This window comes from Thermoproteus sp. CP80 (assembly GCF_002077075.2).
Classification (GTDB): Archaea; Thermoproteota; Thermoprotei; order Thermoproteales; family Thermoproteaceae; genus Thermoproteus.
This window is the reverse complement of the sequence record NZ_LCWM02000010.1, coordinates 24,703-49,594: the sequence shown is the minus strand read 5'-3', so window position 1 is coordinate 49,594 and position 24,892 is coordinate 24,703. Positions and strand designations below refer to the sequence as shown.

At 60.5% G+C, this 24,892-nt stretch carries 26 protein-coding genes and 1 tRNA gene; 7 read left to right on the top strand and 20 right to left on the bottom strand.

Annotated features, from left to right (window positions below; genetic code table 11):
- The 13 genes from B7L68_RS03450 to B7L68_RS03390 all read right to left on the bottom strand — a co-directional run.
- A partial coding sequence (locus tag B7L68_RS03450) for a CBS domain-containing protein (protein ID WP_081246293.1) occupies positions 1–293 on the bottom strand: 293 nt, incomplete at its 3' end.
- 62 nt (positions 294–355) lie between these two features.
- Positions 356–1,654 (bottom strand): hypothetical protein, encoded by a 1,299-nt coding sequence (locus B7L68_RS03445; RefSeq protein ID WP_081246292.1) that lies wholly within the window; start codon positions 1,652–1,654, stop codon positions 356–358.
- A gap of 2 nt (positions 1,655–1,656) precedes the next feature.
- A complete protein-coding gene (locus B7L68_RS03440; protein WP_081246291.1) occupies positions 1,657–2,769 on the bottom strand; it encodes an AAA family ATPase in 1,113 nt (370 codons plus the stop codon).
- A gap of 52 nt (positions 2,770–2,821) precedes the next feature.
- Entirely contained in the window at positions 2,822–3,097 is a 276-nt protein-coding gene (locus tag B7L68_RS03435; RefSeq protein WP_081246290.1) for a hypothetical protein, read from the bottom strand.
- Complete coding sequence (locus tag B7L68_RS03430) at positions 3,078–3,350, bottom strand: winged helix-turn-helix domain-containing protein (protein ID WP_255408301.1); 273 nt, start codon at positions 3,348–3,350, stop codon at positions 3,078–3,080. The genes B7L68_RS03435 and B7L68_RS03430 overlap by 20 nt, the downstream gene beginning before the upstream one ends.
- Before the next feature lie 75 nt (positions 3,351–3,425).
- Positions 3,426–4,655, bottom strand: coding sequence for a hypothetical protein (locus B7L68_RS03425; RefSeq protein ID WP_101958004.1), 1,230 nt, complete (start codon positions 4,653–4,655; stop codon positions 3,426–3,428).
- 63 nt (positions 4,656–4,718) lie between these two features.
- A complete protein-coding gene (locus B7L68_RS03420) occupies positions 4,719–5,543 on the bottom strand; it encodes a hypothetical protein (protein WP_081246288.1) in 825 nt (274 codons plus the stop codon).
- Between the two features lie 333 nt (positions 5,544–5,876).
- Positions 5,877–6,887 (bottom strand): substrate-binding domain-containing protein, encoded by a 1,011-nt coding sequence (locus B7L68_RS03410; protein ID WP_081246286.1) that lies wholly within the window; start codon positions 6,885–6,887, stop codon positions 5,877–5,879.
- 21 nt (positions 6,888–6,908) lie between these two features.
- Positions 6,909–7,376: a hypothetical protein gene (locus tag B7L68_RS03405; RefSeq protein ID WP_081246285.1), complete on the bottom strand. Its 468-nt coding sequence runs from the start codon at positions 7,374–7,376 to the stop codon at positions 6,909–6,911.
- Between the two features lie 54 nt (positions 7,377–7,430).
- Positions 7,431–7,579, bottom strand: a tRNA-OTHER gene (locus B7L68_RS08620).
- Between the two features lie 123 nt (positions 7,580–7,702).
- Complete coding sequence (locus B7L68_RS03400; RefSeq protein WP_081246284.1) at positions 7,703–8,179, bottom strand: Lrp/AsnC family transcriptional regulator; 477 nt, start codon at positions 8,177–8,179, stop codon at positions 7,703–7,705.
- A 186-nt stretch (positions 8,180–8,365) separates the two neighbouring features.
- Positions 8,366–9,376 (bottom strand): ATP-dependent 6-phosphofructokinase, encoded by a 1,011-nt coding sequence (locus B7L68_RS03395; RefSeq protein WP_081246283.1) that lies wholly within the window; start codon positions 9,374–9,376, stop codon positions 8,366–8,368.
- Complete coding sequence (locus B7L68_RS03390; RefSeq protein ID WP_081246282.1) at positions 9,373–10,203, bottom strand: class I fructose-bisphosphate aldolase; 831 nt, start codon at positions 10,201–10,203, stop codon at positions 9,373–9,375. Before B7L68_RS03390 ends, B7L68_RS03395 begins: the two co-directional genes overlap by 4 nt.
- 329 nt (positions 10,204–10,532) lie before the next feature.
- On the opposite strand from B7L68_RS03390, the gene B7L68_RS03385 reads away from it, so the two are divergent.
- Positions 10,533–12,413, top strand: a complete 1,881-nt coding sequence (locus B7L68_RS03385) for a glycoside hydrolase family 42 (protein ID WP_081246281.1) — start codon at positions 10,533–10,535, stop codon at positions 12,411–12,413.
- On the opposite strand, the gene nth is transcribed toward B7L68_RS03385, so the two are convergent.
- Positions 12,410–13,063, bottom strand: coding sequence for an endonuclease III (gene nth / locus B7L68_RS03380; RefSeq protein ID WP_238136304.1), 654 nt, complete (start codon positions 13,061–13,063; stop codon positions 12,410–12,412). The two genes, B7L68_RS03385 and nth, sit on opposite strands and share 4 nt — an antisense overlap.
- Positions 13,064–13,137: 74 nt before the next feature.
- On the opposite strand from nth, the gene B7L68_RS03375 reads away from it, so the two are divergent.
- The 3 genes from B7L68_RS03375 (at position 13,138) to B7L68_RS03365 (ending at position 16,483) form a co-directional block, all read left to right on the top strand.
- Positions 13,138–13,623, top strand: a complete 486-nt coding sequence (locus tag B7L68_RS03375; RefSeq protein ID WP_081246280.1) for a hypothetical protein — start codon at positions 13,138–13,140, stop codon at positions 13,621–13,623.
- A 560-nt stretch (positions 13,624–14,183) separates the two neighbouring features.
- On the top strand, positions 14,184–14,939 hold the full coding sequence (locus tag B7L68_RS03370) for an AAA family ATPase (protein ID WP_081246279.1): 756 nt from the start codon (positions 14,184–14,186) through the stop codon (positions 14,937–14,939).
- 68 nt (positions 14,940–15,007) lie between these two features.
- On the top strand, positions 15,008–16,483 hold the full coding sequence (locus tag B7L68_RS03365; protein WP_081246278.1) for a carboxypeptidase M32: 1,476 nt from the start codon (positions 15,008–15,010) through the stop codon (positions 16,481–16,483).
- On the opposite strand, the gene B7L68_RS03360 is transcribed toward B7L68_RS03365, so the two are convergent.
- The 5 genes from B7L68_RS03360 to hisF form a co-directional block, all read right to left on the bottom strand.
- Positions 16,463–17,242, bottom strand: coding sequence for a hypothetical protein (locus B7L68_RS03360; protein ID WP_143615285.1), 780 nt, complete (start codon positions 17,240–17,242; stop codon positions 16,463–16,465). The two genes, B7L68_RS03365 and B7L68_RS03360, sit on opposite strands and share 21 nt — an antisense overlap.
- Complete coding sequence (locus B7L68_RS03355) at positions 17,217–17,981, bottom strand: ABC transporter permease (protein ID WP_162008397.1); 765 nt, start codon at positions 17,979–17,981, stop codon at positions 17,217–17,219. Before B7L68_RS03355 ends, B7L68_RS03360 begins: the two co-directional genes overlap by 26 nt.
- Positions 17,975–18,772, bottom strand: a complete 798-nt coding sequence (locus B7L68_RS03350) for a tRNA(His) guanylyltransferase Thg1 family protein (protein WP_238136303.1) — start codon at positions 18,770–18,772, stop codon at positions 17,975–17,977. The genes B7L68_RS03355 and B7L68_RS03350 overlap by 7 nt, the downstream gene beginning before the upstream one ends.
- Positions 18,773–18,848: 76 nt before the next feature.
- Positions 18,849–20,036, bottom strand: a complete 1,188-nt coding sequence (locus B7L68_RS03345) for a thiolase family protein (RefSeq protein ID WP_081246275.1) — start codon at positions 20,034–20,036, stop codon at positions 18,849–18,851.
- A gap of 144 nt (positions 20,037–20,180) precedes the next feature.
- A complete protein-coding gene (hisF, locus tag B7L68_RS03340) occupies positions 20,181–20,945 on the bottom strand; it encodes an imidazole glycerol phosphate synthase subunit HisF (RefSeq protein ID WP_238136302.1) in 765 nt (254 codons plus the stop codon).
- 49 nt (positions 20,946–20,994) lie between these two features.
- Between hisF and hisB the strand changes: the two genes are divergently transcribed.
- Both hisB and B7L68_RS03330 read left to right on the top strand, forming a co-directional pair.
- Positions 20,995–21,540 carry an imidazoleglycerol-phosphate dehydratase gene (gene hisB, locus B7L68_RS03335; protein WP_081246273.1) on the top strand — a complete coding sequence of 182 codons (546 nt, stop codon included), beginning with the start codon at positions 20,995–20,997 and terminating at the stop codon, positions 21,538–21,540.
- A gap of 86 nt (positions 21,541–21,626) precedes the next feature.
- Positions 21,627–22,319 (top strand): 1-(5-phosphoribosyl)-5-[(5-phosphoribosylamino)methylideneamino] imidazole-4-carboxamide isomerase, encoded by a 693-nt coding sequence (locus B7L68_RS03330; RefSeq protein ID WP_193432464.1) that lies wholly within the window; start codon positions 21,627–21,629, stop codon positions 22,317–22,319.
- Here B7L68_RS03330 and guaA read toward each other — a convergent pair.
- Positions 22,316–23,845: a glutamine-hydrolyzing GMP synthase gene (gene guaA, locus B7L68_RS03325; RefSeq protein ID WP_081246295.1), complete on the bottom strand. Its 1,530-nt coding sequence runs from the start codon at positions 23,843–23,845 to the stop codon at positions 22,316–22,318. The two genes, B7L68_RS03330 and guaA, sit on opposite strands and share 4 nt — an antisense overlap.
- A 149-nt stretch (positions 23,846–23,994) precedes the next feature.
- Here guaA and B7L68_RS03320 point away from each other — a divergent pair.
- Positions 23,995–24,892 (top strand): SLC13 family permease (locus B7L68_RS03320; protein WP_081246272.1); only part of this gene is annotated, 898 nt, incomplete at its 3' end.

Here is a 24,892-nt window from a genome sequence, read left to right as displayed (position 1 = left end):
TGGTGTTTCCTCATGAGGTATGCGGCTCTGTATATGGTGTCGTCCTCCCCTATCCAGACGAAATTGCCCATGGTCCCCGCCTTGTCGACTGTGACTGTCAGCGGAGCCTTGCCGGCGATGGTCCTGATCACGTCCCTCTCGCTGATGACCCCTATGGGTCTCTTGGGGTCTCGCGGGTCTACTATCACCAGGAGGCCCACGTTGTTGTTTGCCATGGCCTCCGCCGCCTGTTCGACGGTGGCCGTCACCGGTATCACCACGGGAGGTCTGCGCAATACTTCCTTAACCTTCATGGCCTTTTGTTTTTCCAGAATATAAAAATTTTCTTCTATATCCTTCTATATAGATACACTTTTCATATATTTTTCAATATATATTTAAGGGATTCTATATCCGTCGAGTCAATCCTTATGGTCGGTATCTCGGCCTCTATCACGGAGTTGGAGCCTCCTATCAAAAGCGCCTTGACATCCCTAAACGCCATCTTCGCCTGTCTCAGCACCTCCGGGTTGACGAAGTCGTCTTCGCCGTCTGTGATCATAACCAGCTTGTAGCTCTTAAGGCCTGCATTCCTAGAATCCATGACGGCCGCGTGGACCGCCGACGTTATGTCTGTGCCGCCTAACGGCAGAACTCTGAGCAGGGCCTTGATGACATCCTTGATATTGGTCAACTGCGGATATACCATCTGGTCGAAAAACCTCAATACGACCTTTCTGCTGTGTCTCATCAATGCGACCGCAAGCGCCGTGGCCCACGTTATCTTCTGGGTCATGTCCATGGCGAACCCGTCGTAGACCGAGTAGAACATGGAGCCGGACTTATCCACAAGCATGTAGATCTTATCCCTAGTGTCGAGCGAGACGTCCTTGACCGAAAGCGATCTGGTGGCCAGCTTGTAGGCGAACAGCGTGGGCGATGCCCTGTAGATGGCCTTGCCTAAATTAGTCACCTTACGTAGATCGGAGAAGCTCCTGATGCTTCTGATGCCTGACGGCACGCCTGCCCGTTCGAAGACGGTCCCCTCGTCGACGTAGGGATCCACCTTGGCCAAGATCTTGATCAACGACTCCAAGATCTTGGCCAGCCTGGCCCTATATGGGTCTATATCTACATCAAATAGAAGATCCGCAACCTCCTTGCCCACATCGTCGCCAAGAATTTTCGAAATATACTTTCTTATCTTATCTAAATTCTTTATATTTCCTATATAGAATCTCAATAGATTATTTATTTCCTGCCTTAGGGATTGATTGTTCATCAACTTCTGCAGGTTCTTCTCATCGCCTTCCTTCATGCCCTGAACGGTGCCGCGCTCTATGCGCGAAAGCAGGCTGTTATAGGCCCTGAGCAACTTTATGGATGCAGATCTAGATATCGAATAATTATATCTACTGAGATTACTAATTTCTTGATATAGGTCGGAAGAAATATAGGATTTGAGGAATATATACCACAAGGCCTCGTTTTCATCCCTAGGGGCCGCGGAGAGTATGGGGACGCGGTAGTGGGCGTAGAATGAGTCGGCGATATATTCCATGGGTATTTTGTTCAGCTTGATGGGAAGCCCAAGCCGCTGAATGTGGCGTATTATCTCCTGGACCCTGAGCCTCGTCAGCTCGTCGGAATAGTCTACGTTGAGCAGGGCGCCCACGACTACAGCTGGCTTCTCAACATACTGAGGGCGTCCCTTATCTCCGACATCTCGGTCATGAAGAACTTATAGAGCGTGGGGTCGGCGTAGGCCTTGTCCAGCAGCTCCTCGGCCTCCCTCAGCTTCTCGCGCGCTATAGTCACCGCGTTGTTGGCTATGAGCGCCTTGATCTCGTTTATCATGTCATAAACCGCGGACAGGTTCCCCGGCATGTGGGACGCCACGAAGGCCTCGTACTCGTTTAAATCCTCCTTATCGTGGACGAGGTACTTCAAGATCTTTATAGTAGCCGCCCTTATGCTCGACGCGTCTAGGTCGCTGGGCCTGACGCCGAGGATCGTGAGATACGACATGACGTATATGGGCACCTTCACCCTGGTGCGGTTTGATATCACCACGTGGTCCAGATAGGCCGCTATCAGCGGCGATATGTGCTTCACCAGGACGTCCCTATTCTCGTAGACCATCTTGTTCACATACTCGTTGAGGCCCTTGATGTCCTCCATGGTCATCAGATGGGACATCTGGTCGAATTCTTGCCTCAGCGCCAATCCGGATTTGAGGAGGTCTTCGGTCTCTTCAGGCGAGGCGTATTTGGTGAAAGCCCTCAGGGGGAAGCGGTCGTAGAGGGCTTGTAGCTCCTCCTCGTCGGGGACCCTGTTCGACGCGCCGAAGACCGTCCACGTCTTCACCGGCACCACGGTCCCTCCGTCGAAGATGGCCCTTTCGTTTAGTATCGTCAGGAGCGTGTTGAGTATTGCACTCGATGCGTTGAATATCTCGTCAAGCAGAGCCACGTCGGCCTCCACTATGGAGTTCGCATAGATCCTCCTCACGTTGCCCTTGAGTAACTCCATCACGTCTATAGGCCCTATGATCTCCTCCAGCTCGGTGAACTTGGTGAGGAGGCGGTAGAACCACCGGGCCCTAAGTAGCTTGGAGAGCGACGCCACCAACATAGTCTTGGCCGTGCCCGGAGGGCCTATCATTATGTAGTTCTCGCGGCTCAATATGGCTATCAAAGCCCCCGTTATCTCGTCCGAGAACTTGAAGAAGTACCTATCCAGATACTGACGGACCTTCGCGACGTCTTGGATCAACACGTCCACCTCCACGCATCCCTCACGACATATACTTAAATCTTTACGCAACACGCCGTAGCGAAATCTAGATAGACGAAAGTCTGTAGAACGCTATCGAGGACGCCGCAAGGAACGCCGAGATGGCCATGGAGGGGATCGCTACGTCGGGTCCGTGGCCGCTAAACATCCAGAACACGAAGGAGGCGACCGCTATTAGGGACGCCGATGTCAGGGCTGCGGCGATGGCGAACATATATCTGCCTACATGCGTCTTCCTGATGTACACATAATTTCTCAGGCCGAAGATCGAGAAGGCGAATGCGGTTGACGCAAGAATTATGTCAATTATCCAGGGAATCATAGCCTAAATATCTGGCGGCCTCCGCAACTAAATCCCAGTTTTTCTGCAACATATCCGACAGCGTATAGACGGCGCCGTATCCCTCGCCCAGCCTCTCCACTAGGCCGTTTTTCTCCAGGACCTCTAGATGGTGGCGAGCCGTCTTGTAGTCTATGTCCAGCTCCTTCGAGAGCTGGTGGGCGTTCATAGGCCTTGCCCTCAGCCTCGCCAATATCTTGAGCCGGGCCGGGCCGCCGCGCGTGCCTAGGAGTATGAGCAGTAAAACCCTCTTGAGGCTGCGCCGATCCGCCCACAGAAAAGAAAAACATTTTTCGGTTTTTATCGTTGATCACCTAGGCCCCAGGAATATCCAAGGCACGGGCTTCACGAACTGCACGTTCACGATATAGCCGTCTCCGTAGAGCCAAATATCGGCGAACTTATACGTGCCGTTGACGATCGCCGACGTCTGCTGGACCGGCCCCGACGGTAGCCAAGTCCAGCTGGTGGTCTCGCTGGGCAGAACCGCTATGGTTACTATCGGCGAAGGCGACCCAGCCGCATTTACGAACGTATACTTGGCGCTCACAACTCCGTTGGCGGCGAAGGCATAGGCACCGAAGGGAGCCATGCCGCCTATGCCTGGCATCGACAAAGTGGCGTAGTAGATCAAGCTGAAGTTATAGGTCTTGTACATCGTCTGGCCGTCGCTGAGGTATGTGCCGGGCGGTATCACCGCAATTATGTTGCCGACTCTCAACGCGCCTCCTATCGTGCCGTTTATTGCGGCCTCGGCGATCTCGACGGGAACCAGGCCGCTGGCGGCGCTGGACATAGGCGGCTTGAACGTGGCGAACTGCGGCATGTAGCTATATGGACCTGCTGTGAAGACCCACGGGACGGGCTTGACGAACTGTATGTTCACGAAGGCGCCTCCGCCTACGTAATACCATTTATCCACGAAGGCATATCTCCCGCCTACCAAAGTGCCGTTGCTCAGCGCCTTGTAGCCGAGCCAAGTCCAGCTGGACCAGTTGTCGGGCATATAGGCTATAGTTATTATTGGCCTGGGCTTGCCCATGCTGTCGACGAAGGTCACCGCGGGGCTCACCATGCCGTTGACGGCAAACGCGAACGCATATACGGGCCATCCGCCGTCGGGAGACGCGCCGAGACCGTATACGCTGTACAGCACTATCGAGAAGCTGTAGTTAGAGAGCGTCTCGTTGCCCACCATGGCGTAGGTACCGGGCCTTATGACCGCGATTATCGGACCGGCCCTAACAGTGGCGCCCTCCGCGGCGTTGACTGATACCGTCGAGGACGAGATCGGCGCCAGGACCGGCGTGGGCATCTGCATGGAGGGCGCCGCAGTCTGGGTGACCGTCGTTGTCAGTGTTGAAGTCTGGGTGACGGTCTGCGTCACGTAGCCCGTCTGGGTGACCGTCGTTGTCTGCGTTGAAGTCTGGGTGACGGTCTGCGTTGCGGTTGGGCCCTTCGGAGCCGCGTAGTATCCGGCTACGAACCCCAGTATCGCCAGCACCACCGCGATTATCCCGAGGGTTGTTGTTCTGGACATGAGTAAAGAGCGTGTTTATCCCTAAAATAATTTTTCCAAAATTACGCCATAATCTTTCCCAAGTTAGAGAACAGACACTCTGAGCACCAACGGCAGGCCGGAGGCCAGCTTCTCGACCATGAGCCGGGCTATGTCTATCACGTAGACCTGCCTCACGGCGTATATGGCCTTGGAGCCCGCGCACGCCAGGTTGGTCGTGCCGTATTCAGGCCTGGGCAGATCTATCGGGAGGTTGCGCCACATCACCCCGTCGACCGACACCCAGAGGGGCCTTGTCGACATCTCGTGCGTGGCTAGATAGCCGCCGCACCGCACCACCGCATGCGTATAGCCTGTGGGGCCCCGGCCCATGTTGAATCTCTCCAGATCGCTCGTGTAGTAGATGCCGGTAGACGTGGAGATGTACAGCCTCTCTCTGTCGGGAAGAAGCGCGTGTAGATCCCCCCAGAAGCGGGTAGGCCTAAGCCTGCGCAGATCGCCGCCGGCCAAGAGACTGCCCTCCTCGACCGAGGCCACGTATAGGTCCTTGAACCGCGCCAAGTCGGTTATGTGGGCAGGCCCCTTGAGGAACCTCCATCCGAGCCTCTCGGCGTCTTCGGGGAACTCGGCCACCTTCGTGCCGGAAAGCGCGTCCACCAACATCGGGCCGTCCATGGACGCCACGAGCGAGTCCCCTAGCCTCACGAGGCGCCAACAGGGCGTGGACGCGAGCCTCTTGAGCCGGCCTCCGCCCACCTCGAAGAGGCCCAACCTAGGCGAGCAGACGTAGAGATGCCCCTCGAAGGGCGTCACGTCAACTATCTCCAGGTCTGGGCAACATATCCTGTGGGCGCCGCCTGTGGGGATCAGCTCGTAGACGCCCTTCTCTGTCGCCAGAAAAATCTGCACAGACCTATGGCGACTCCAAATAAAAAAGCTATTCAAACACGTTGAGATAGGCCTCAGGCGCCTTGAAGCCGGCCCTCCTGCGCGCGCCATCGCAGCACGGCCTCTTGGAGGGGCCGCCGCAACGGCGTAGATAGGCCGCGGGCCTTCCGCCGACCAGGACGCCTCTCGCTTCAGGGATGCCCGAACGCGCCCAGTCCGCCTCGCCAGACTTGCGGACAGCGGCAGCTGGCGTGCGTTGCACTGCCCGTACGGCCATGGGCTGATAGAGGCGGCGCGCTATGTTGAACAAGCTGTGGAGAACCGTGGACGGGGCTCCCGCCCAGAGGAGAGAGGTCAGATTAACACCTTCTGGCCTGCGCTCCTGACCGGCGTATAGCCGGGAGGCGGCTGCTCCTTCCTCAGGAGCTCCAGCAGACGCCTTACTGCGGGTTTGTCCAGACTGCGTCTGTTCACGGCAAAGTCGAAGCGCTCCAAGGCGACGTGCCTGTAGGCCAAGCCGTATCTCTCCGCGGCCGCCGCTATGGCCAGCCCGACGTCGGCCTCCCCCCGCGCTACGGCCTCCGCGACCTCCTCATGGGTCCTCGCTGAGGTGCTGTAACCGTTTATGGAGTCGGCAACCGCCTTGCGGGGCCTGCCCAACTTCTCGGCGAGCTTGTCCACCAACAGCTCCAGGAGGAGCCGCGTCCCCGACCCCGGATTCCGCGCCACGACTCTATATCTCAACAAGTCCTCCAGGCCCCCGAACTCCACATCAGGCCTATACACAAAGCCTATAGACCTCATGAAACCTCTATGGAGCGCCACGGCCTGCGACAGCCCCAGCCTCTCCACGTACGGAATGTTGTATTCGCCGGAGGCAGGATCCAGCAGATGTATGCCGGCCACATCGGCGAGACCCGTGGCGGCCATCATCAGCCCGCTGGCCGAGCCGACCCACCTGACCTCCACGCAGAACCCCTCCTCCCTCAGCCTATCCAGCAGATCCCTCACCAATATATCGGAACTGCCGGCGTACATGAAGTCGCACATGCCCTCTGTGAGCGCCTCCAGCCCGCCGAATCTGTTCGACACGAACTCGAGATAGCGGGCCAACAGGCGCCTGCCCTCCTCAGTGAGCTGCGCGCCCCCCGCGTAGCCCCTCCTAGGCTCCACGAGACGGACGCCGAGCTCCCTCTCGGACCTCGCGATATGCCCCCAGGCGCGGGAATAGGGCATCCCAAGCCTCCTCGCGGCCGCCGATATCGAGCCAGTCTCCTCTATGTACTTCAGAAGAAGCGCTGTCTCCGAATCCAGCGCCACCACGCCGTCTCTTACCAGCGATACGTCGACGCGGAACAGATCCACGTGCTGTATGGCATGCAGGTTTTATTTCTTTAACACGTACAGCACGACGCCCACGACCAACACGACGAAGCCGACGAAGCCCAGGCCCAGCGAGATAAGCGCGAAGAACACCGCCCTAGACAGAGACGGGCTTATAGCCACCACCGCATATCTAAAGGAGACGGGGCGCGTGCTGTTGTTGACCAAGTAGACGCTTACGCCCGGCTGGACCGCGACCGCCATGATGGTCCCCTGCACGACAACCCGTAGCGACTCCGGCACGACCTTCAGAGGCGCGGACGAGTTGACCAACAAGATCGACGGCTCCGGAAACGAAAAGCTCACGTTATCGCCGGGACCCAACACGGCGGCCTTCGTCTTGTTCAGCTGCGCTAGCGCCTCGTTGACGGAGGAGGCCAACGAGCTCGCCTGGGACCCCAAGAGGAACAGGACGGCCGCGATGGCCACCATGGCGATACCCGCGATGGTTATAGCTATCGAGAGCCTCATGGCGCCACCAAGCCATGGATATTAATATGGAGATGCCGACAGGCCGATCGCGGTTGGCGGGCCCGGCGGGATTTTTCGGCGGCTTCGCCTGAACCCGCGACATCCGCCGGCTGCGCCGACTACGGCTCCGGAGGGTCGGCGCCTTGCGGCCTACGGCGGCCGGCAAGCGCTCCGCCGCTCTATCCATGCTGAGCTACGGGCCCCTTTACGCATATCCCCCACGTTTTTAAGGCTTTTGCGGACTGCCCAACAAGGATCGGAGAATACGGCCCCTTCTCTAGGGCTAAATATTCATGAAAAATATGTATTTTATATACTTTGGATTCTTATTCCTTTATGGTGCCTATGCTGATAAACGTCTTTGTCTCCTTTACTCCCTCCTGGTTGTTGAGGGAGTCGAGCACCTTGTCCAGCACGGTCTCCTGCGTGATGACGGCTAGGTCGTACTCGCCGGCGAGCCTGAGCGCCTTCTCTATGGGCAACTTCTTGGAGAAGTCGTAGATCTTGTCCCTATATTTCGGCTCCACCTTGACCAGCACTATGACGTCGTTGCTCTGGCCCTTGAGGAACTTAACGGCCTTCTCGGTCACGTCGACGAACTCCCTGCCCGTCCTGACTAGCCCCAGCTCCTTCAGTCGCTTGAGGTGTATCGCAAGCGCCTGTCTTGTCATCCCCAGCTCGCGGGCTATCTCGTCCTGGTCGCCGTAGACGGTGTAGACCCTCATGGGCTGGGCGTGTTGCAACAGATGCTGTAGTATCTGGACCTGTCTGTCGGTTAGCCTTAATTCCTCTGCGGTTGCCATGTGCCTAGAGAAACGGTGAATATAAAAACTTAACTACAAAAAATAGGCGTTTTTCTGCGAGGACTCCATTATTGATAGGGGGCTTGCCCTATAGAAATTAATTGCCAAAGGAGGAGCCGCCGGACGCCGAGAGGTGCTTTGTGATGTCTATTTAAAAACTTTACGCTTTAGTAATACGTCCTCTACCTATTCCGAGCCTCCCCAATACGTCTCGTAGAGCTTAAGCCAAGCCCCGCTGACCAGCTTGTTCTTCCCCACCACATCGGTTATGGGCATATAGCCTATCTCGCCGTCTCTATAGGTCGTCATGACCCCGAATCTGCCCTCCTCGACGGCCTCATAGGCGGCTGTAGCGTATCTAACCGCCAGCACTCTGTCGAAGGCGGTCGGCGGAGCTCCCCTAATTATATGGCCGGGTATCGCGGCTCTCGTCTCGAGGCCCGTCCTCTTCTCCAGATATGCGGCGAGCTCGTTGCCGACTCCGCCCAGCCTCACGTGGCCGAACTCGTCCACAGGACCTCCGTACGACTTGACGCCCTCCGACACCACGACCAGCGCCCATCTCTTGGCCTCATAGGCCCTCCCTATGCGCTCTGCGACGAGATCCCAGGCGACCTCCCTCTCTGGTATCAACACGAAGTCGGCCATGGTGGCCAGGCCCGTGTGTAGCGCTATCCATCCGGCCTCTCTGCCCATGACCTCTATCACGCCCACCCTCTCGTGCGATATCAACGTCGTCTTGAAGCTCTCGGCGGCCTTGACCGCCTCGTTTACGGCCGTGTCGAAGCCTATGGTGTACTCGGTGCCCCATACGTCGTTGTCGATGGTCTTCGGTATACCTACCGCGTTCAAGATCCCGCGCCTCTGCGCCTCGCCCGCGGCTCCCAACGTGTCGTCCCCGCCTATGGCCACGACCACGTCCAGGCCCAGCTCCTCCACGTTTTTCGCGAGGACCTTGGCCCTCTCCTCGTCCTTAAACGGATTGGTCCTCGACGTCTTTATGTAGGTGCCTCCGGCGAATGCGAAGTCCAATAGCTCGGACGACGACGTCTTCTTGACCTCCTTGTTCAACAAGCCTTTCCAGCCGTGGAATATCGCATACACCTCGTGTTTCCTCTCAGCCAGCTTGGCGAATGTATATACAGCTATGTTGAGGCCGGGCGCGTCGCCCCCTCCAGTCAGTACGCCGATCTTCATGGGCTCGAGTTGACCGCCGGCTCGAGGATCTCGGCCACCTTCTTCCCCTCGTAGACCATTCGGCCCAACAGCTTGCCGAACTCCACGGCGTTCTTCCTCTGCCAGACGTTTCTGCCCACGGCTACGCCCAAAGCGCCGACGCTTATCACCTCCTCCACTTGTCTCAAGAACTCCTCGTCGGTCTTCGTCTTAGGCCCGCCCGACATCAACACAGGCACCTTGCCGGCGACTCTGACGGCCCAGGCAAAGGTCTTGGGATCTCCCGTATATTTTATCTTCATGGCGTCGGCGCCTAGCTCCAACGCTATTCTGGCGGCGTATGCCACCACCTCGGGGTGGTGCTCGTTGCCATTGTACTTTGCGTCGACCTTGCCCCCTCTCGGATAGGACCACACCACCAGCGGCATGTCGAACTTCACGGCGTCGCGCTTTATCTGAGCCAAGTACTCCACCTGCTTCCACTCGTAGTCGCTCCCGGCGTATATGGTGAAGCCCACGGCGCTTGCGCCCAGGCTCACCGCCTCCTCCACCGTGCAGTTGGGGGCAGAGACAGGCGCGCCGTTGTAGAGCGAGGTCTTTCCGTTTAGCTTGAGTATCAACGGCACGCTTCCGTCGTAGTACTTCTCGGCAACGCCTCTCTGGAACACGACCCCGTCGAATCCCGCATCGCGCGCGATCTTCAATATATACTCGGGCTCGGCCGAGTCTGGGTTGTCCAGGAAATCGGTGGGGCCGTGCTCTATGCCGTGGTCGTAGGCCAGCACTATCGAGCGGCCTCTTCTGGCAAATATCGACTTGAACTTGTCCGTCAGCGTGTATGCCCGCATAGTGTACCTACCCATGTGAGTATTTAACCTTTATAGCGTTGCAATACTGTTAGCCACATTGTAATAACTAGAGTATACTCCCTGAGGCATCCGAGGGGGGACGGGGCGCATAAACGCGACGGAGGCCGGCGGAGGACGCGGCTGGGCGCGGCGGACGGGCTCGACCTAGAGCGGGGACGGCCTCTAGCTGAACCCCGTGGACCCCCAATAACGCCTGCCCAGAAGCGGCTTGTGGATTCCATAGGTGGGGCGGTATGGGTATATGGATCTGGAGGGCCTCGGCGAATAGCCGCGATTTGAGCTATATTTGCCGTTCGGCCATATGGGTTATGTTTCTACTCGGCGTCAATTACTGGCCTCGGAGGCACAACATAAAGATGTGGAAGGAGTGGAATCCCGACGATATAAGGGAGGACCTAGATACGCTTAGGGGGCTCGGCGTGAGGGCGCTGCGCTTTTTTATACTGGCTGAGGACTTCTTCGATCCCCACGGCCGAGCGTCGGAAGAGTCTATGGCCAAGTTGAGACACTTCATGGATCTGCTTGCCGAGCGCGGGCTTCTGGGCTATCCGACCTTGATCGTGGGCCATATGTCAGGCCGGAACTGGGCCATACCCTGGGCGCCCGACTGGGATCTATACGCGCCCGGGACGGTCGAGCTGGGCGTGAAGGCGGTCCTCGAGGTCGTCAAGGCGCTTAAGGACCACAGAGGTCTCGGCGGCTGGATCCTGAGCAACGAGCTCAGCCTGGTGAAGGCCGCCAGGAGCAGGGACGAGGCTCTGGGCTTCCTTAAGTCCTTCTCATCCGCCATCAAGTCCGTCGACCCGGCGCATCCCCTCTCGTCGGGAGACGTCGCAAGCTCCTATCTCCAGGAGGCGCCTAACGTGAAGGGGCTGGTGGACTGGGTAGGCCTGCACCTGTATCAATACGATACAAATCTAGTGCGACACGGATATCTCTACCCGGCGTTCATCGAGCTTTTCTCAAACGACGGAGATGTGCCAGTTATCCTGGAGGAGTTCGGCTTCAGCACATATCAATTCTCCGAGGAGCAACACGCCGGCTTCGTGAACGACGTCTTGTGGTCGGCGTTGGCCCACGGCGCTATCGGCGCCTTTATCTGGTGCTTCTCAGACTTCCCCCAGGAGGGCGATCCGCCGTATGAATGGCGACTCCTCGAGCTGGGGTTCGGGCTAGTGAGGGCAGACGGCACGCCGAAGCCGGCGGCGGCCGTAGTCAGAAAATTCTCGCAGGACCTGAAGAGGCTTGAGGAAATGGGGCTGGGCGACCGCTTCAGAAGGCCGGAGGCCCAGGCGGCGGTCGTCGTCCCGTTCTACATGTATAGAGACTACGAGTTCGTGCCCCAGGGCTGGCGCAGCGAGCCGGGCCTCAGGCCTGCCCTGATGGGTCTGACGCTCGGCTTCATGTCCGGCCTCCGCATATCCTCGGTCTACGAGCTGTCCAGGGAAAAGCTGAGGCGTAAGAGGCTCATCGCGCTTCCCTCGGCGCCCACGGCCCTGGCGACGACCTGGCGCCTCGCCTACGAGGCGATCGCCTCGGGCGGCTTGGTCTACGCCTCGTTCTTCAGGGCCTTCGGCGACGCCGTCGCGCTGCACGACGCCGCCACCCATCTATGGCGGGAGCTGTTCGGCGTCGAGAACGCCCTATTGCCGGGGAGCGTGGGGATACGCTACGGCGGCATCTTCAGGGTCAAGTTCGTGGCCGACTTCGGCCCCATCGAGCCAGGCGAGGAGTTGGAATTCGCCGTGGATGCGCCCGTCTACACGTATGCGGTAAAGCCCGTAGATGCGGAGGTGATTGCCGTGGACCACAGGAATAGGCCGGTGGTCGTGGCCAAGAAGGGCGCCGTATTGTCGGTGATACCGTTCGAGTTGATACTAGCCAAGGCGGAGCACGTGGATTGGTTGAGAGGGTATCACAGGATCTACGCGGCGCTGGCCCAGCTGGCAGGGCTAGATATCCCCTATTACTCAATAGACCCGAGGGTGGAGGTCTCCAGATTCGAGGGGAAGGAGGGCGATCTAGTCATAGCGGTGAACCACTCCTACGAGGCGGTGACCGCTGCGGTGGCCGCGCACGGCGTCAAGTCGGTGGAGGCCGTGGCGGGCTCGGGCTCCATAGAGGGGACGGAGCCCATAACGCTAAGGCTCGGCCCCAAGCAGGCACTGGCCTTTCTGGCCAGACGCTAGCGCTTGCCGGGCCAGGGACAGAGGTCGCGGACCGGGCACTCCCCGCAACGCGGCGACCTGGCCCTGCAGTAGTCTCTGCCGAACTGTATGAGCTTCAGGTGGACCTCCAGATACCTCCCTGGGGGCAACCGCTCCATGAACCACCTGCTTATCTCGCCGTACTTGGCCCCGATGCCCCAGCGGTTGGCGATCCTGGCGATGTGGGTATCCACGGGGAAGGCCGGCTTGCCCAGATTGACCAGCACCACGTCGGCCGTCTTCTCGCCGACGCCCGGCAGAGACGTGAGGAACCGCCTAGCCTCCTCCACGTCCATCTGCGCCAATCTGGACAAATCAACGCCGGAGAGCGCCCTCGAGAGCTCCACCAACTTCCTGGCCCTGACTCTATGCATGCCGGCCGGCCTTATGAGCTCCGCAAGTCTATCCTCGCCGAGCGAGAGCAGGGCCTGCGGAGTTATCCTCCCCACGGCCCTCTTGAGGTTGTGGTACGCGCGGAACGCGTTCCTGTCCGAGGTGTTTTGGGTCAACATGACCGCCACGAGCAGCTCGAAGACGTCGACGCCCGCCCGCCGCAACACAGGCGCGACGAACTCGTCCTCCCTCAGCTCGACGAACTCGGCGACCCTCTCCACGATGTCTAGACCGGGCACTTGGGCAGAGCGCCAATCCGGTAATAACCTTTGCTTTGGCTTATGGCGTTTTTAACCAGGCACCCCGGCCACGCGTGGAGCTGGCTGTGGGCTTGACCGAGCAGGGCAGGGTCTACGTCAGGCGGAGCGACCTCGAGCGCGTCGCGAGGAAGATGGGCCTCACGGCCGACGAGCTGGCCGCCAGGCTGGGCGCCAAGCCCGAACAGGCCGGCAGAGGCGTTAGGTACATCATCGAGGACGGGTGGAGCCTCGTCCTAGGCAAGATATTGGAACTAGAGGAGAGGGTGTCGCGGCTGGAGGGGCGCCGGGCTGAAGGCGTCGACTTCGACCAGGCGCTGGACGCGGCGATAAGGCATTCGGCCGGCCCGACGGGCTACGCGCCCCTGAGGGCCGTGAAGGACTACGTCGTGAGCAAGCTCGGCCTCTCCGAGGCCGAATTCGTCGAGCGGCTGGCCAAGCTGGTGGCCGAAAGGCGCGGAAAATATATACTGCTCGAGGGAGGGGACGAGAAGATCTACATAAACGGCAGAGGATACGGCTATATAAAGAAAACAGGATAGGAAGACCGACCCCTTTGGGCTGTGAGGCGTCCTCGCCGCCTCCATAGGCCCCTCGCGCTGGATTGGGGCCGGTCGGGCCAGTACGGCGGGCCTTGGTCCGGCCAGCAAGATCCACGCTGAGCATCCGCCGCGGGACGAGCCGGCTTTTCCTATTGAGCTCCTTCGACACGAGGCCTCCATACCTCAACCTCTTCCTCGCCTGCCTTCGATGACGAGTCGTTGCGCTTGTCCACGCCGACAAATGTGGTTGATATGGCGAGTCGTTCGGCGTTTTATTTCGAAATGGCGCCGAGATGTCCTCGTGGCCATGAGGTGGATAGAGATGCGGCGGTCCTCAGCACTATCTGGAAGTTGACGCCGGAGGGCTGGACAGGGCAGTGTGGGGGACCGGGGGAGAATCTTGTCTTATCATGGAGAGGCGCCCCAGCCGAACTGAGGCCGGCCCGGCGCAGTCCGTCGCCTGGGCCGGGGAGCCCGACCCCAAGGGGCGGAGCCCTCGGCGCTATGTAATACCTATGTGTGATGCCTACCTCCTTTAATTACGGCCGGCCGGTCACTACGTGTCGTGCGCGATACCGTCGTGGCCGGTCGCCAGGCCCCGCGCGAAGCTGGCGGGCAGGCGGTGGGCCCAGGCCCTCGACGATCTCGCCGAGCTCGCCTCCAGATATCCGCTGTCGGCGCTCATAGGCAGAGCGGGGATGGGCAAGACGCAGGTTCTGTACGCCCTCTGCGAGAGGATGGACTGCATATATATAGACGCCACGGAGTTCCCCGAGAGGAGCTTGGCCTACATGGCCGCGGTAATCGCCTGGAGGCTTGCGGCGAGGTCGTCGGCTCGATCCAAGATTGTCGACGTATACAGGCGGTACGGCTTCCAGGGGCTCCTCTCGCTCGCTCAAGGAGACCCCTCGTGGACGCTCTCGGCCGCGCTGGACCTGGCCTCCGGCAGGCTGGTCGTGGCTCTGGATGAATGGATGCCGAGCCCGGAGGACCCCCAGTTCTTCCAGGCCGCCTCGGCCCTGCATAGGATCAGAAACATGGGGCTCGATAGGGCCGGGTTCGTGGCGTCGTTCCTGCCCGAGGTCTACGAAAAACTCGCGTCGAAGATCCCGCCGCTGGGCAACATCCTGACCTCCGTATCTATCCAACTGCCGGACGTCTTGACCGAGGAAGACGTGGAGGAGATAGCCTCTGCCTACTGCCCCGAGAGGGCCAAGGCTGCCCTATCCCTGCTTAGGGCCAGGCCGGACATCACCGTGAGGGAGCTCCTCATGGCCATATCGGCGACCAAGGAGGTCGAGGTCCCCGTCGAGTGAGCCCCGATCCGCCGCGCAGCCGCCCTAGCTAACGGAATGTATATATAGCCATTGGGGCATACGGTCCAATGGCGGTCAAATCCCCTGCGGTCAAGGAGATCTTGGAGCGCTACCGGACCATCTGGGCGCTTAACCACGCGCAGTCCTTGATGGGCTGGGACCGAGAGGTCTACATGCCGGAGGAAGGCATAGGCGGGAGGTCGCTGGCGGCTTCGGAGATAGCCAAGTTGACCCAGAAGCTGATGCTCGACGAGTCGTTCGTGAAGCTGATAGACAAGGCGAAGGAGGAGGATCTCACCGACGTCGAGAAGGGCATGATCCGCATGCTCGAGAGGGATCTCAAGTTCTACAGAAGGGTGCCTCCGGAGATAGTGGCCGAGTTCGCCAAGACTACCAGCGAGGCCTTCGTCGCCTGGCGCGCCGCCAAGGAGAAGGCCGACTTCAAGAAGTTCGCGCCGTACTTGGAGCGGATAGTGGAGCTCGTCAGGGTCATAGCCGACAAGCTAGGATACGACGAGCATCCCTACGACGCCCTGCTCGATCTACACGAGGAGGGCCTCACGTCGCGGGACGTCGACTCCATATTCTCGGTGTTGGAGCCCGGGATAAGGCGCCTCTTGAACAAGCTGGAGGCCAGAGAGTGGCCTAAGTCGCACCCACTGGAGGAGGAGCCCTACGACAGACAGGCCATGGAGGCCGCCATAAGGGACGTCTTGGGCCTGATAGGCTACCCCCAGGGGCGGTTCAGGATAGACGTGTCGCCCCACCCCTTCACGATAGGCCCGGCCTCGCCGTTCGACGTGAGGATAACCGTCCGCTATCCGCCTAAGGACTTCAGAGAGCCCCTGTTCTCCGCCATACACGAGTTCGGCCACGCGCTCTACGAGCTGCAGATCGACGAGAGCTATGCCTTCACCCCGATAGGCACCGGCGTCTCGCTCGGGGTGCACGAGTCCCAGTCGAGGTTCTGGGAGAACGTAGTCGGCAGATCGAGGGGCTTCGTGGCCCACGCGGCGCCCATACTGAGGAGGCATCTGCCGTTCCTCTCCAAATACAGCGACGAGGATCTCTACCATTACTTCAACGTGGTGCGGCCCAGCTTGATAAGGACCGAGGCGGACGAAGTGACCTACAACCTCCACATACTGCTCCGCTACAGGCTGGAGAAGCCCATGGTGGCCGGGGAGATCAAGGTGGCCGATCTGCCGGCCCTTTGGAACGAGGAGATGGAGAGACTTCTGGGCATACGGCCTAAGAACGACTCTGAGGGCGTCCTCCAGGACATACATTGGTCCCACGGAAGCATAGGCTACTTCCCCACGTACACGCTGGGCAACGTGATAGCGGCCCAGCTCCGTCACGCCTTCGGGCCTCTGGACGAGGCCGTGGCCGCCGGAAGGTTCTCGGAGATAAAGGAGTGGCTCCGCGATAGAATACACAGATGGGGCGCGGTATATCCGCCGAAGGAGCTGGTCGCGCGGGCTACCGGCGAGGTCTACAACCCCTCATATCTTCTGAATTACCTAGAGAATAAATACAAGTGATTTTTTATATTTATTCACGATAGCTATTGATGAAATAGTTATAATATAATCAATAACTAGAATAATTGACGGGTCAAGCGGCCAGACGCCCGTCCCGGCATATATGACTGGGGCGATCACATACTGCAGCGGCGACAGCAGCAGGGCCTGGGCTATCCCGCGCGGCAGGACTGTCGGCGGCAAGATCCCGCCGAGCGCAGGCACGACCAGCTGGAAGGCCAGGCCGGCTATCCAGGTATTCTCTATTCTCGACATGACGTACAGCGCCGCTAGGCCCGTCAGGATCGAGAACGCGAGCAGGGGCGGGACCGCCGCAGCCAACAACAACGGCTGCTCCAGCTCGGGCAATCTGCCGAAGATGGCGGCGAACACGAGGAGGAGGATCGCGGAGTCGAGCGCCGACCATATGGAGGAGTCGACGAAGAGCCAGGCCAGCATAACTCCGGCCAGATCTCCGCGCGCGGCTAATATCTGCTCCGCCACGCCCCCCTTTAGGCTAGATCGCGCCTCCGCGGCGGCCCAGATCGGCTCAGAGTATAGGGTATATGTAAAGAAGATCCAGTATATATATCTATCGACTCTGATTCTCGTTATGCCGTACCACGACATGGCCACTATGGCGGCGAGCAACCAAAGCGCCATGGATATGGAGCCGGAGATCGCCCTCAGCCAGGAGCGCGAGTTGAGGCCGGTGAATCTCAGCCACTCCCTGGCCAGCTCGTGCCTCAACGCCCTATATAAGGCCGCGGCGCCTCGCATAGGCGTTCACCGCTCTGAACACCAAGAGGCCCGTCAAGGCGTAGAGCATATAGACCCCGAGGGCGCCTATGCTCTCCACCTGTAGCTTGAGGGCCAGCGCGAGTCCCCTCACGACGTCGGCTAGCGCCGCTACGGGGAGTACAGAGGCGGCCAGCTCTAGGTAGGGCGGCAGTATCGATACTGGATATATGACGCCGCCCAGCAAGGTCATGACGGCGCCCACAGGCATCACGAGGACGTTCGGATCTCTGACTATCGGCGTTAGGGACGCGAGGATAATGCCGATGCCCAAGGTCGGCAGTATGCCTATAAAGGAGAGCATGAAGGCCAGCGCGGTGGCTACTCCATAGACGGGGCCCTTCATTACGCCGACTATCAACGCCGTGAACGCCAGCGAGAGGCCGCTCAACACGAGGGCCTCGGCGAGGAAGACCCCGTAGAAGGTCTCCAGAGCTCCGGCAGGCGACGCCAGTATGTAGTCGTAGAGGCCGTCTCTGATGTAGTCCCTCACCACCCAGACGGTCTCGCCCACAGCGATCTGGACCATGACGAGAAGCGAGGACCCGACGAGCTGATATAGGTATTTGTCCAGATCGACGGCGCCTGAGAACAGCCAGCCGCCGGCCAGCAACAGAGAGGAGAGCAGAGGGGGCAACAGAGCCACGAAGACCGCCGAGCCGTAGGATCTCGACAGAGACCTAAGCGCTGCATAAAAGCTCGCCTGTAGGCCCTTCAGCATAGCCCGTATCTCGTCAGAAATGCGCATAGATCCACGTCGTTCCACTTGTTCTCCTTGGCGAGCAACGAGCCCCATCCCAACGAGAGGTCCGCCCCCGAGAGCCCCTTCAGTATTTCGCCGATAGGCGGCGTGGTGTTCGATATGAGCCCCCTCTCTCTTGCCAGAGATATCGCGTAGTTGTTCAAGCCGACGCGCGCTCTGTAGGCCACGTAGCGCGCCGCGTCGCGGTCGTCGTAGAGCCTCACGATCCTCGCGTCGAAATAGAGCGGACGGCCGAGCAGGACGGACGCCTTGGCGGAGAGGGCGGACGGCAACACGCTTATGAGCTTCTGAACTCTGCCTCTATAGGGCGCGGCCTCCCTGTATATCAAGTTGATCTCGTCGCTGACTATATAGGCCAATACGGCGCCGCTGGCCTCGGCGAGCTCGAGGGCCGCCCTCCTCAGGGCCCGGTGGACGCCTATATTGCGCGGGCCCGGCAGATCGGCGAACGCCTTGCCGAAGCCGACGCCGTCCATCCTCACCGCAAAGGGTAGCTCGGCGTAGCCCCTCGGCGATTCCCTAGAGCGGTAATCCACCTCGAGCTCGGGCGGCTTCACGGCCAGAAGCGCGCGTATCAGCCGCTCAGCTGAAGTCATGGCGGCCAAGCCCTTCCCGCCGGGAAAGCCCTCTGGAGGGGGCGCTTCGCGCAACTCCTCGCGGCTTGCGTCCCGCACGGCGGCGCGGGCCGCCTCCTCGGCGGCAGGCCCCTCCGGCGGCGAGAGCTCGACGGAGACGGACCTCCAGCGCACATACCGCCTCTATTACCCCCATTTAAAAACGCAGTCCGGGAGATCGGCCGCTATCCGCCGGAGCTCGGCCGGGGGCTTAAAGCATCTCGATGGCCAGGGCGGTGCCGCCGCCGGTGCCGTGGCACAACGCCGCTATGCCGCGCCTGCCGCCCCTCACCTTCAAGACAGATATGAGCGTCGTTATTATTCGGGCGCCCGACGCCCCCAGCGGGTGCCCGAGCGCCACGGCGCCTCCGAACACGTTAAGCCTCTCGTAGGGGACCTGGAGAACCTTGTGGAACAGCACGTTGTTGACGGCAAACGCCTCGTTGTTCTCGAAGTAGTCAAACTGGTCGAGGCCTATGCCGACTCTCTTGACGAGCTTCTGTACGGCATATATCGGCGCCTCGACGAAACGCCACGGCTCAACCATATGCCAAGAATAGCCGAGGATCTTCGCGATGGGCTTGAGGCCGAGCTCCCTTGCCCTATCCGGCGAGGCCAGGACGAGGGCGGCCGCCCCGTCGGACAGCTGGCTGGAGTTGCCGGCTGTGAGGACCCCGTCGGGCCTGAAGGCGGGCTTGAGCTTGGCGAGCTTCTCCAGGTCCGTGTCCGGCCTGATGCCCTCGTCCCTCTCCAGCTTGACCTTCGCCCCGCCCAGCTCGCCCTCTATGGGCTCCATGTCCAGAAACCACTTGCTTTCGGTGGCTCTCCAGGCCCTCATGTGGCTCTCGTAGGCCACCTGGTCTAGCTCCTGCCTAGCGACGCCCCACTCCTTGGCCACCATCTCGGTCTCCTCGCCCATCAGCAGGCCGTTGGTTGGATCCATCAGGCCGTCGTAGACCATCAGGTCGAGTAGCCGATGCTCTCTGCCTATGAGGTGCTTGACGCCCCAGCGCGTATCGGGGGAAAAGGCCAGGGGGGCCGTCGACATGGACTCGGCGCCTCCCGCCACCACTATATCGGCGTCGCCCAACGCTATCTCCCTATATGCGTCTATCACGGCCTGCATGCCCGACGAACACACCCTGTTGACCGTGTAGGCGCTCGTCGTCACCGGAAGTCCGGCGTATAGCGCCGCCTGCCTCGCAAGGCTCTGGCCCTGTCCCCCCTGCAGGGTGGAGCCGATTACTACCTCCTCGACCAGCTTGCCGTCGAGGCCTATCCTCTCGAGCGCCTTGCGTATAGCGAAGGCGGCTAGATGGGCCGCTTTGACGTCCTTAAGCGCGCCGCCGAACTTACCTATGGGAGTCCTGGCGTAGCCCACGATCCAGACATCGCGCATATGTGCGCGTCCCCCCGCTATTTAAAACGTTGTCTTGAAGCTTCTGTTAAAACCTCAGTTAATTCTTGACGATATGAATAAATATATTTATTTATTATTATCTTTTATTAAATAGGTATCCATTTAATAAAAATAGTCCGCAGGCTAATAGTCAATACGCACCTCGATACCTCTCGACGCCAGGTAGTCCTTGAGCTTCCTTATGTCTACTATATTGAAGTGGAATAGGCTGGCCGCCAACAGCCCGTCGGCCCCGGCCAGGGCGGCCTCGTAGAAGTGAGCGTAGTCGCCGGCGCCGCCCGAAGCTATCAGGGGGACCTTGGCGGCGGAATGCACAGCCGCCAGGAGGTCCAGATCGTAGCCGGACCTAGTGCCGTCCCTATCTATCGACGTCACCAGCAGCTCGCCGGCGCCTAGCTCCACGGCCCTGGCGGCCCACTTGACGGCGTCGAGGTCCGTGGGCGCGTTGCCGCCCCTGATGTAGACGGCGTAGGACCCGCCGACCTTCTTGGCGTCTATCGCCACAACCGTGGACTGCGAGCCGTACTGCCGCGCCAGCTCGGCCACCAGCTCAGGCCTTTTGACCGCCGCCGTGTTGACCGACACCTTGTCGGCCCCCGCCTTGAACAACTTGTCTGCATCCTCCAGGGACCTCACGCCGCCGCCTATGGCCACCGGGATGGAGATCGAGGTAGCCACCTCCCTCACGACCTTCAAGAACGTGGGGCGGTCCTCCACGGTGGCGGTTATATCCAACACGACGAGCTCGTCGGCGCCCTCCTCGTCGTAGCGCATGGCCAGCTCGACGGGGTCGCCCACCTCTCTGAGGCCCTTGAAGTTAACCCCCTTGACCACAACGCCCCTCCTGCCGTCCACATCGAGACAGGGTATTATCCTCACCGCGGTCACGGAACACGTCGCGTCTATAAAATAAAAAATATTATCCCCGATCAATGCCATGATCAGAGAGACCAAGGAGACCAGGGTCTTGGTGGAGCTCACGCGGGGAGGGGCTTTGTCCGTGTCGACGCCCGTGCCGTTCCTGGCCCATATGGTCGAGACGTTGCTCCACTACGCAGGTCTGGGGGGCCGAGTGGAGGCTAGAACGCTCAGGGAGCTGGACGAGGGGCACCACGTGATAGAGGACGTCGGCTTGGCCCTGGGCATGGCGCTGTCGGAGCTCGCCGGCGATAGGCGCTCCATAGCGCGCTACGGCTGGGCCATAGTGCCCATGGACGAGGCCGAGGCCACGGCCGCCGTCGATCTCGGCGGCAGGCCCTACTGGGCGGTCAAGGCCAGACTGCCCCAGGCGACTATAGGCGGATACCCCACGTACATGTTCCCCCACTTCGTGAGGTCTTTGGCATCGGAGCTCAAGGCGACTATACATCTGAGGGCCTTCGGCGAGGATCCCCACCACGTGATCGAGGCGTCGCATAAGGCGTTGGGGCTGGCGTTGAGGCAGGCGCTCACGCCCGCCGAGAGGCCTATGACCACCAAGTAGGTTCAGCCGGATAACCGCGCGTATCACCGTTCCGACTCCCCGAGACGTCATCATCCAACGATTTAAGCACAGAGAAATTTAAGCCGATGCTGGTGATCCCCTCGATAGATCTGGAGGGCGGCAGGGCGGTGAAAAGGGTTAGAGGGCGGCGGGGCGAGTACGTGTTCGTCGGCGATCCGCTGGAGCTCGCCAGGAGGTTCTCCCGAGCCCCCCTCATCCATGTAGTGGATCTAGATGGAGCAGAGCGCGGGACGCCGGCTAATCTAGACGTCGTGGCGGCTATCTCGGACGCCGTAGGGGGGAGATGCCAAGTGGGCGGCGGCCTGAGAGATCCCGCCTCGGTTAGCAGGGCCCTGGGTCTCTGCGACTACGCGGTGTTGGGGACTCTGCCCTTCACGGAGCCGCGTCTTTTCGACGAGATGGCCAAGTCCTTCCCCGGAAGGCTCGTGGTCTCGTTGGACGTGTCGGAGGGTTGGGTGATGGGAGGCGGGTGGACCGCCAGGCTTTTGAGGCTCGAGGACGCCCTGAGGCTGCTCGAGGGGCGCGACCTAGCCGCGGCCATATATACGTCTATAGACGTCGAGGGCACGGGCGTCGGGCCGCTGGTCGCGGACGTGGAGGCCCTTAGGCGCGTCGCCAAGAGGATCTACTACGCGGGAGGCGTCTCCAGCTGCGCCCACCTGGAGCTACTCAAGAGGGCCGGCTTCGACGGCGTTATAGTAGGCTACGCGCTCTACAGGGGCGATCTGTCCTGCGTCGGCGAGGGCTTCACCTATTAACACGGCTCTATCGTGGCCGGAGGCTTTTGGGTGATCGCGTAGGCCACCATGACAACCCCGGGCACCTCCGACGTCAGCCTGGAAGATATCCTCGACAAGATCTCCTTGTCCAACTGTGGCCAGTCCGCGGTCATGGCGTCTTCGCTCTGGACTACTCTGATTATAACCACGTGGCCCACGGCCCTCGCATCGCCCTTGACGCCGACCCATTTATCGTCCCCCACTGCGGCAAAGGCTTGCCAGACCTTATCGTAGAGGCCCGCCCTCCTCAACTCCTCCTCCACTATGCGCGAGGCCCTCTTGGCTATCTCCAACTTCTCCCTAGTGAAGCGCCCCATGACCCTCACGGCCAGCCCGGGCCCCGGGAAGGGGTGTCTATTGATCAGCTCCTCCGGGAGGCCCAGAACCCTGCCGATAGCCCTCACCTCGTCCTTGTAGAAGTCCCTGAGGGGCTCGAGCACCTTGAGGCCGAGCCACCGGGGCAGGCCGGCCACGTTGTGGTGGCTTTTTATCCTGTCGGCGCCCTTCACCGCGCCGCTCTCGACGACGTCCGGGTAGAGCGTGCCCTGGGCGAGCCACTTGGCGCCCTCGATCCTAGACGCAACCTCGGCGAAGACCTCGGCGAAGGTCTCGCCGACTATTCTACGCCTCTCCTCGCAGTCCTCGATGCCCTCCAGCCTCGACAGGAACCTCTCGGAGGCGTCGACGTAGACCACGTCTAGACCCAGCCCCCTAAGCGACGAGAGGACCTCCTCGGGCTCGCCCTCTCTGAACAAGCCGTGGTTTACGAATATGGGAACCGCCCGCCCTCCGACGGCCCTCGCGACGAGGACCGCCGTCACCGTACTGTCTACGCCGCCGCTCACGGCGACCAGCACCTTCTCGCCGGGGCCCACCGCGGCGCGTATGCGGTCTATTATCCCCGGCACCTGCGAGGCGGGGTCCCAGCGTTGCGACGGCGCCAACCCCACCACCTTCTCCACGAAGTTCCTGAAGATCAGCCTCCCCTTGGCCGTGTGGGAGACCTCCGGGTGGAATTGAACTCCGTATATGGGCCTATCCGGCGACCTCATGGCCGCTATATACCCCCTCTCCGACACCGCGAGAACCTTGAAGCCGGGAGGCGGAGAGGCCACGTAGTCGCCGTGGCTCATCCAGACAACCTCCTCCCTGTCTAGGCCCTCCAGCAGGGGATCGCCCTCGAGAAGCCTCACCTTGGTGTCGCCGTACTCGCCGGGCCCCCTCTCGACCCTTCCGCCCAACATCTTCGCCAGGAGCTGGTGGCCGTAGCATATGCCCAGCACGGGGACCCCGGCATCGAGGATCGAGGGGGCTACCTCGACCTCCTCCTCCAAGACGCTCCTAGGGCCTCCCGAAAGGACCACGGCGGCGACGCCGCCCCGGCGCAGCACGTCCTCCAACTCCTCGGGCTGCGCCAGCACTGCGTATAGCCCCGCCTCTCTGAGGCGCCTAGCTATCAGATGGGCGTACTGGCCGCCGAAATTGGCGACCACAGCCTTCCCCAGCCGCTCCACGTCGGCCGTCCGAAGCCCCCATATAAATTTTTACTTATAAAATAGCGGCAGGGCTCGGGAAAGGCTCAACGCTAATTTAACTTATCGCTTAAATGAAGCCGCCGGCATATCTTAAATAGCCTCGGCCCCGCGCGCACATCATGGGTCTCATGCAGCAGTTGGTGGCCGCGGTAGCCCTCGCCGTGCTGATAGGCGGACTCGCCGCGAAGTCCAGACTCCCCCGCATACCCGCGTGGTCCATAATGGCGTTCGCGTCGTTCATGGTAGTCGCCGGCGATCTGCTGCCCGTCGGCGAGCTGGGCGCCGCCGTCGACCTAGACGTGGTTCTATTCCTCATAGGCATGTTCTCGATAGTCTCCATGGCCGAGTCGGCGGGGCTTCTCGACGCCGTGGCGTATTGGTTCCTCGCCAAGGCGGGCTCCACGAGGAGGATGCTCATGCTCCTGTCTTTGCTCTTCGGCCTCCTCGCGGCGTTTACGGTCAACGACGCCGTGGCGCTGATGGGGCCCGCCATCGCCGCGGCCGCGGCGAGAATAGCCGGCGTGGACCTCGAGCCGCTTGCGCTGCTCCTGGCGTTCTCCGTCACGATAGGCTCGGTGGCGACGCCCATAGGCAACCCCCAGAACGTCTTGATAGCCGTCCAGTCCGGCATCGCGACTCCTCTGTTGACCTTCTTGAAGTACCTACTGGCGCCCACCTTGGTCAACCTCCTCGCGCTCCCCGCGCTGATATCTCGCTGGTATAGGCTACCCGACAGGAGAGTCGACGCCTTCTTCGTGCCGTCCGAGTTCATCAAGAGCAGGCGCGACGCCTATCTGGCCGGCGGCGCTCTGATGGCCGTGATAGCCGCCCTGCTCGCCAACGACGCGTTCGCCATGCTGGGGCTTCCCCACGTCGAGAACATAGGCTTCATACCGTTCGTCGCGGCCGCCGCCATATACATATTCTCCTCGGAGCCGAGGAGGGTGCTGGAGGGCGTAAACTGGGGCACCATCGTGTTCTTCATCACCATGTTCATAACCATGAGGGGGATATGGA

What these genes read in the sequence shown, in the direction of transcription:
- B7L68_RS03435 (WP_081246290.1), bottom strand. Translation starts at nt 3,097, where the DNA reads ATGATTCCCTGGATAATTGACATAATTCTTGCGTCAACCGCATTCGCC.
- B7L68_RS03425 (WP_101958004.1), bottom strand. Translation starts at nt 4,655, where the DNA reads ATGTCCAGAACAACAACCCTCGGGATAATCGCGGTGGTGCTGGCGATA.
- B7L68_RS03405 (WP_081246285.1), bottom strand. Translation starts at nt 7,376, where the DNA reads ATGAGGCTCTCGATAGCTATAACCATCGCGGGTATCGCCATGGTGGCC.
- B7L68_RS03400 (WP_081246284.1), bottom strand. Translation starts at nt 8,179, where the DNA reads ATGGCAACCGCAGAGGAATTAAGGCTAACCGACAGACAGGTCCAGATA.
- B7L68_RS03395 (WP_081246283.1), bottom strand. Translation starts at nt 9,376, where the DNA reads ATGAAGATCGGCGTACTGACTGGAGGGGGCGACGCGCCCGGCCTCAAC.
- B7L68_RS03390 (WP_081246282.1), bottom strand. Translation starts at nt 10,203, where the DNA reads ATGCGGGCATACACGCTGACGGACAAGTTCAAGTCGATATTTGCCAGA.
- B7L68_RS03385 (WP_081246281.1), top strand. Translation starts at nt 10,533, where the DNA reads ATGTTTCTACTCGGCGTCAATTACTGGCCTCGGAGGCACAACATAAAG.
- B7L68_RS03365 (WP_081246278.1), top strand. Translation starts at nt 15,008, where the DNA reads ATGGCGGTCAAATCCCCTGCGGTCAAGGAGATCTTGGAGCGCTACCGG.
- B7L68_RS03360 (WP_143615285.1), bottom strand. Translation starts at nt 17,242, where the DNA reads ATGCGAGGCGCCGCGGCCTTATATAGGGCGTTGAGGCACGAGCTGGCC.
- B7L68_RS03355 (WP_162008397.1), bottom strand. Translation starts at nt 17,981, where the DNA reads ATGCTGAAGGGCCTACAGGCGAGCTTTTATGCAGCGCTTAGGTCTCTG.
- B7L68_RS03345 (WP_081246275.1), bottom strand. Translation starts at nt 20,036, where the DNA reads ATGCGCGATGTCTGGATCGTGGGCTACGCCAGGACTCCCATAGGTAAG.
- hisB (WP_081246273.1), top strand. Translation starts at nt 20,995, where the DNA reads ATGATCAGAGAGACCAAGGAGACCAGGGTCTTGGTGGAGCTCACGCGG.
- B7L68_RS03330 (WP_193432464.1), top strand. Translation starts at nt 21,627, where the DNA reads ATGCTGGTGATCCCCTCGATAGATCTGGAGGGCGGCAGGGCGGTGAAA.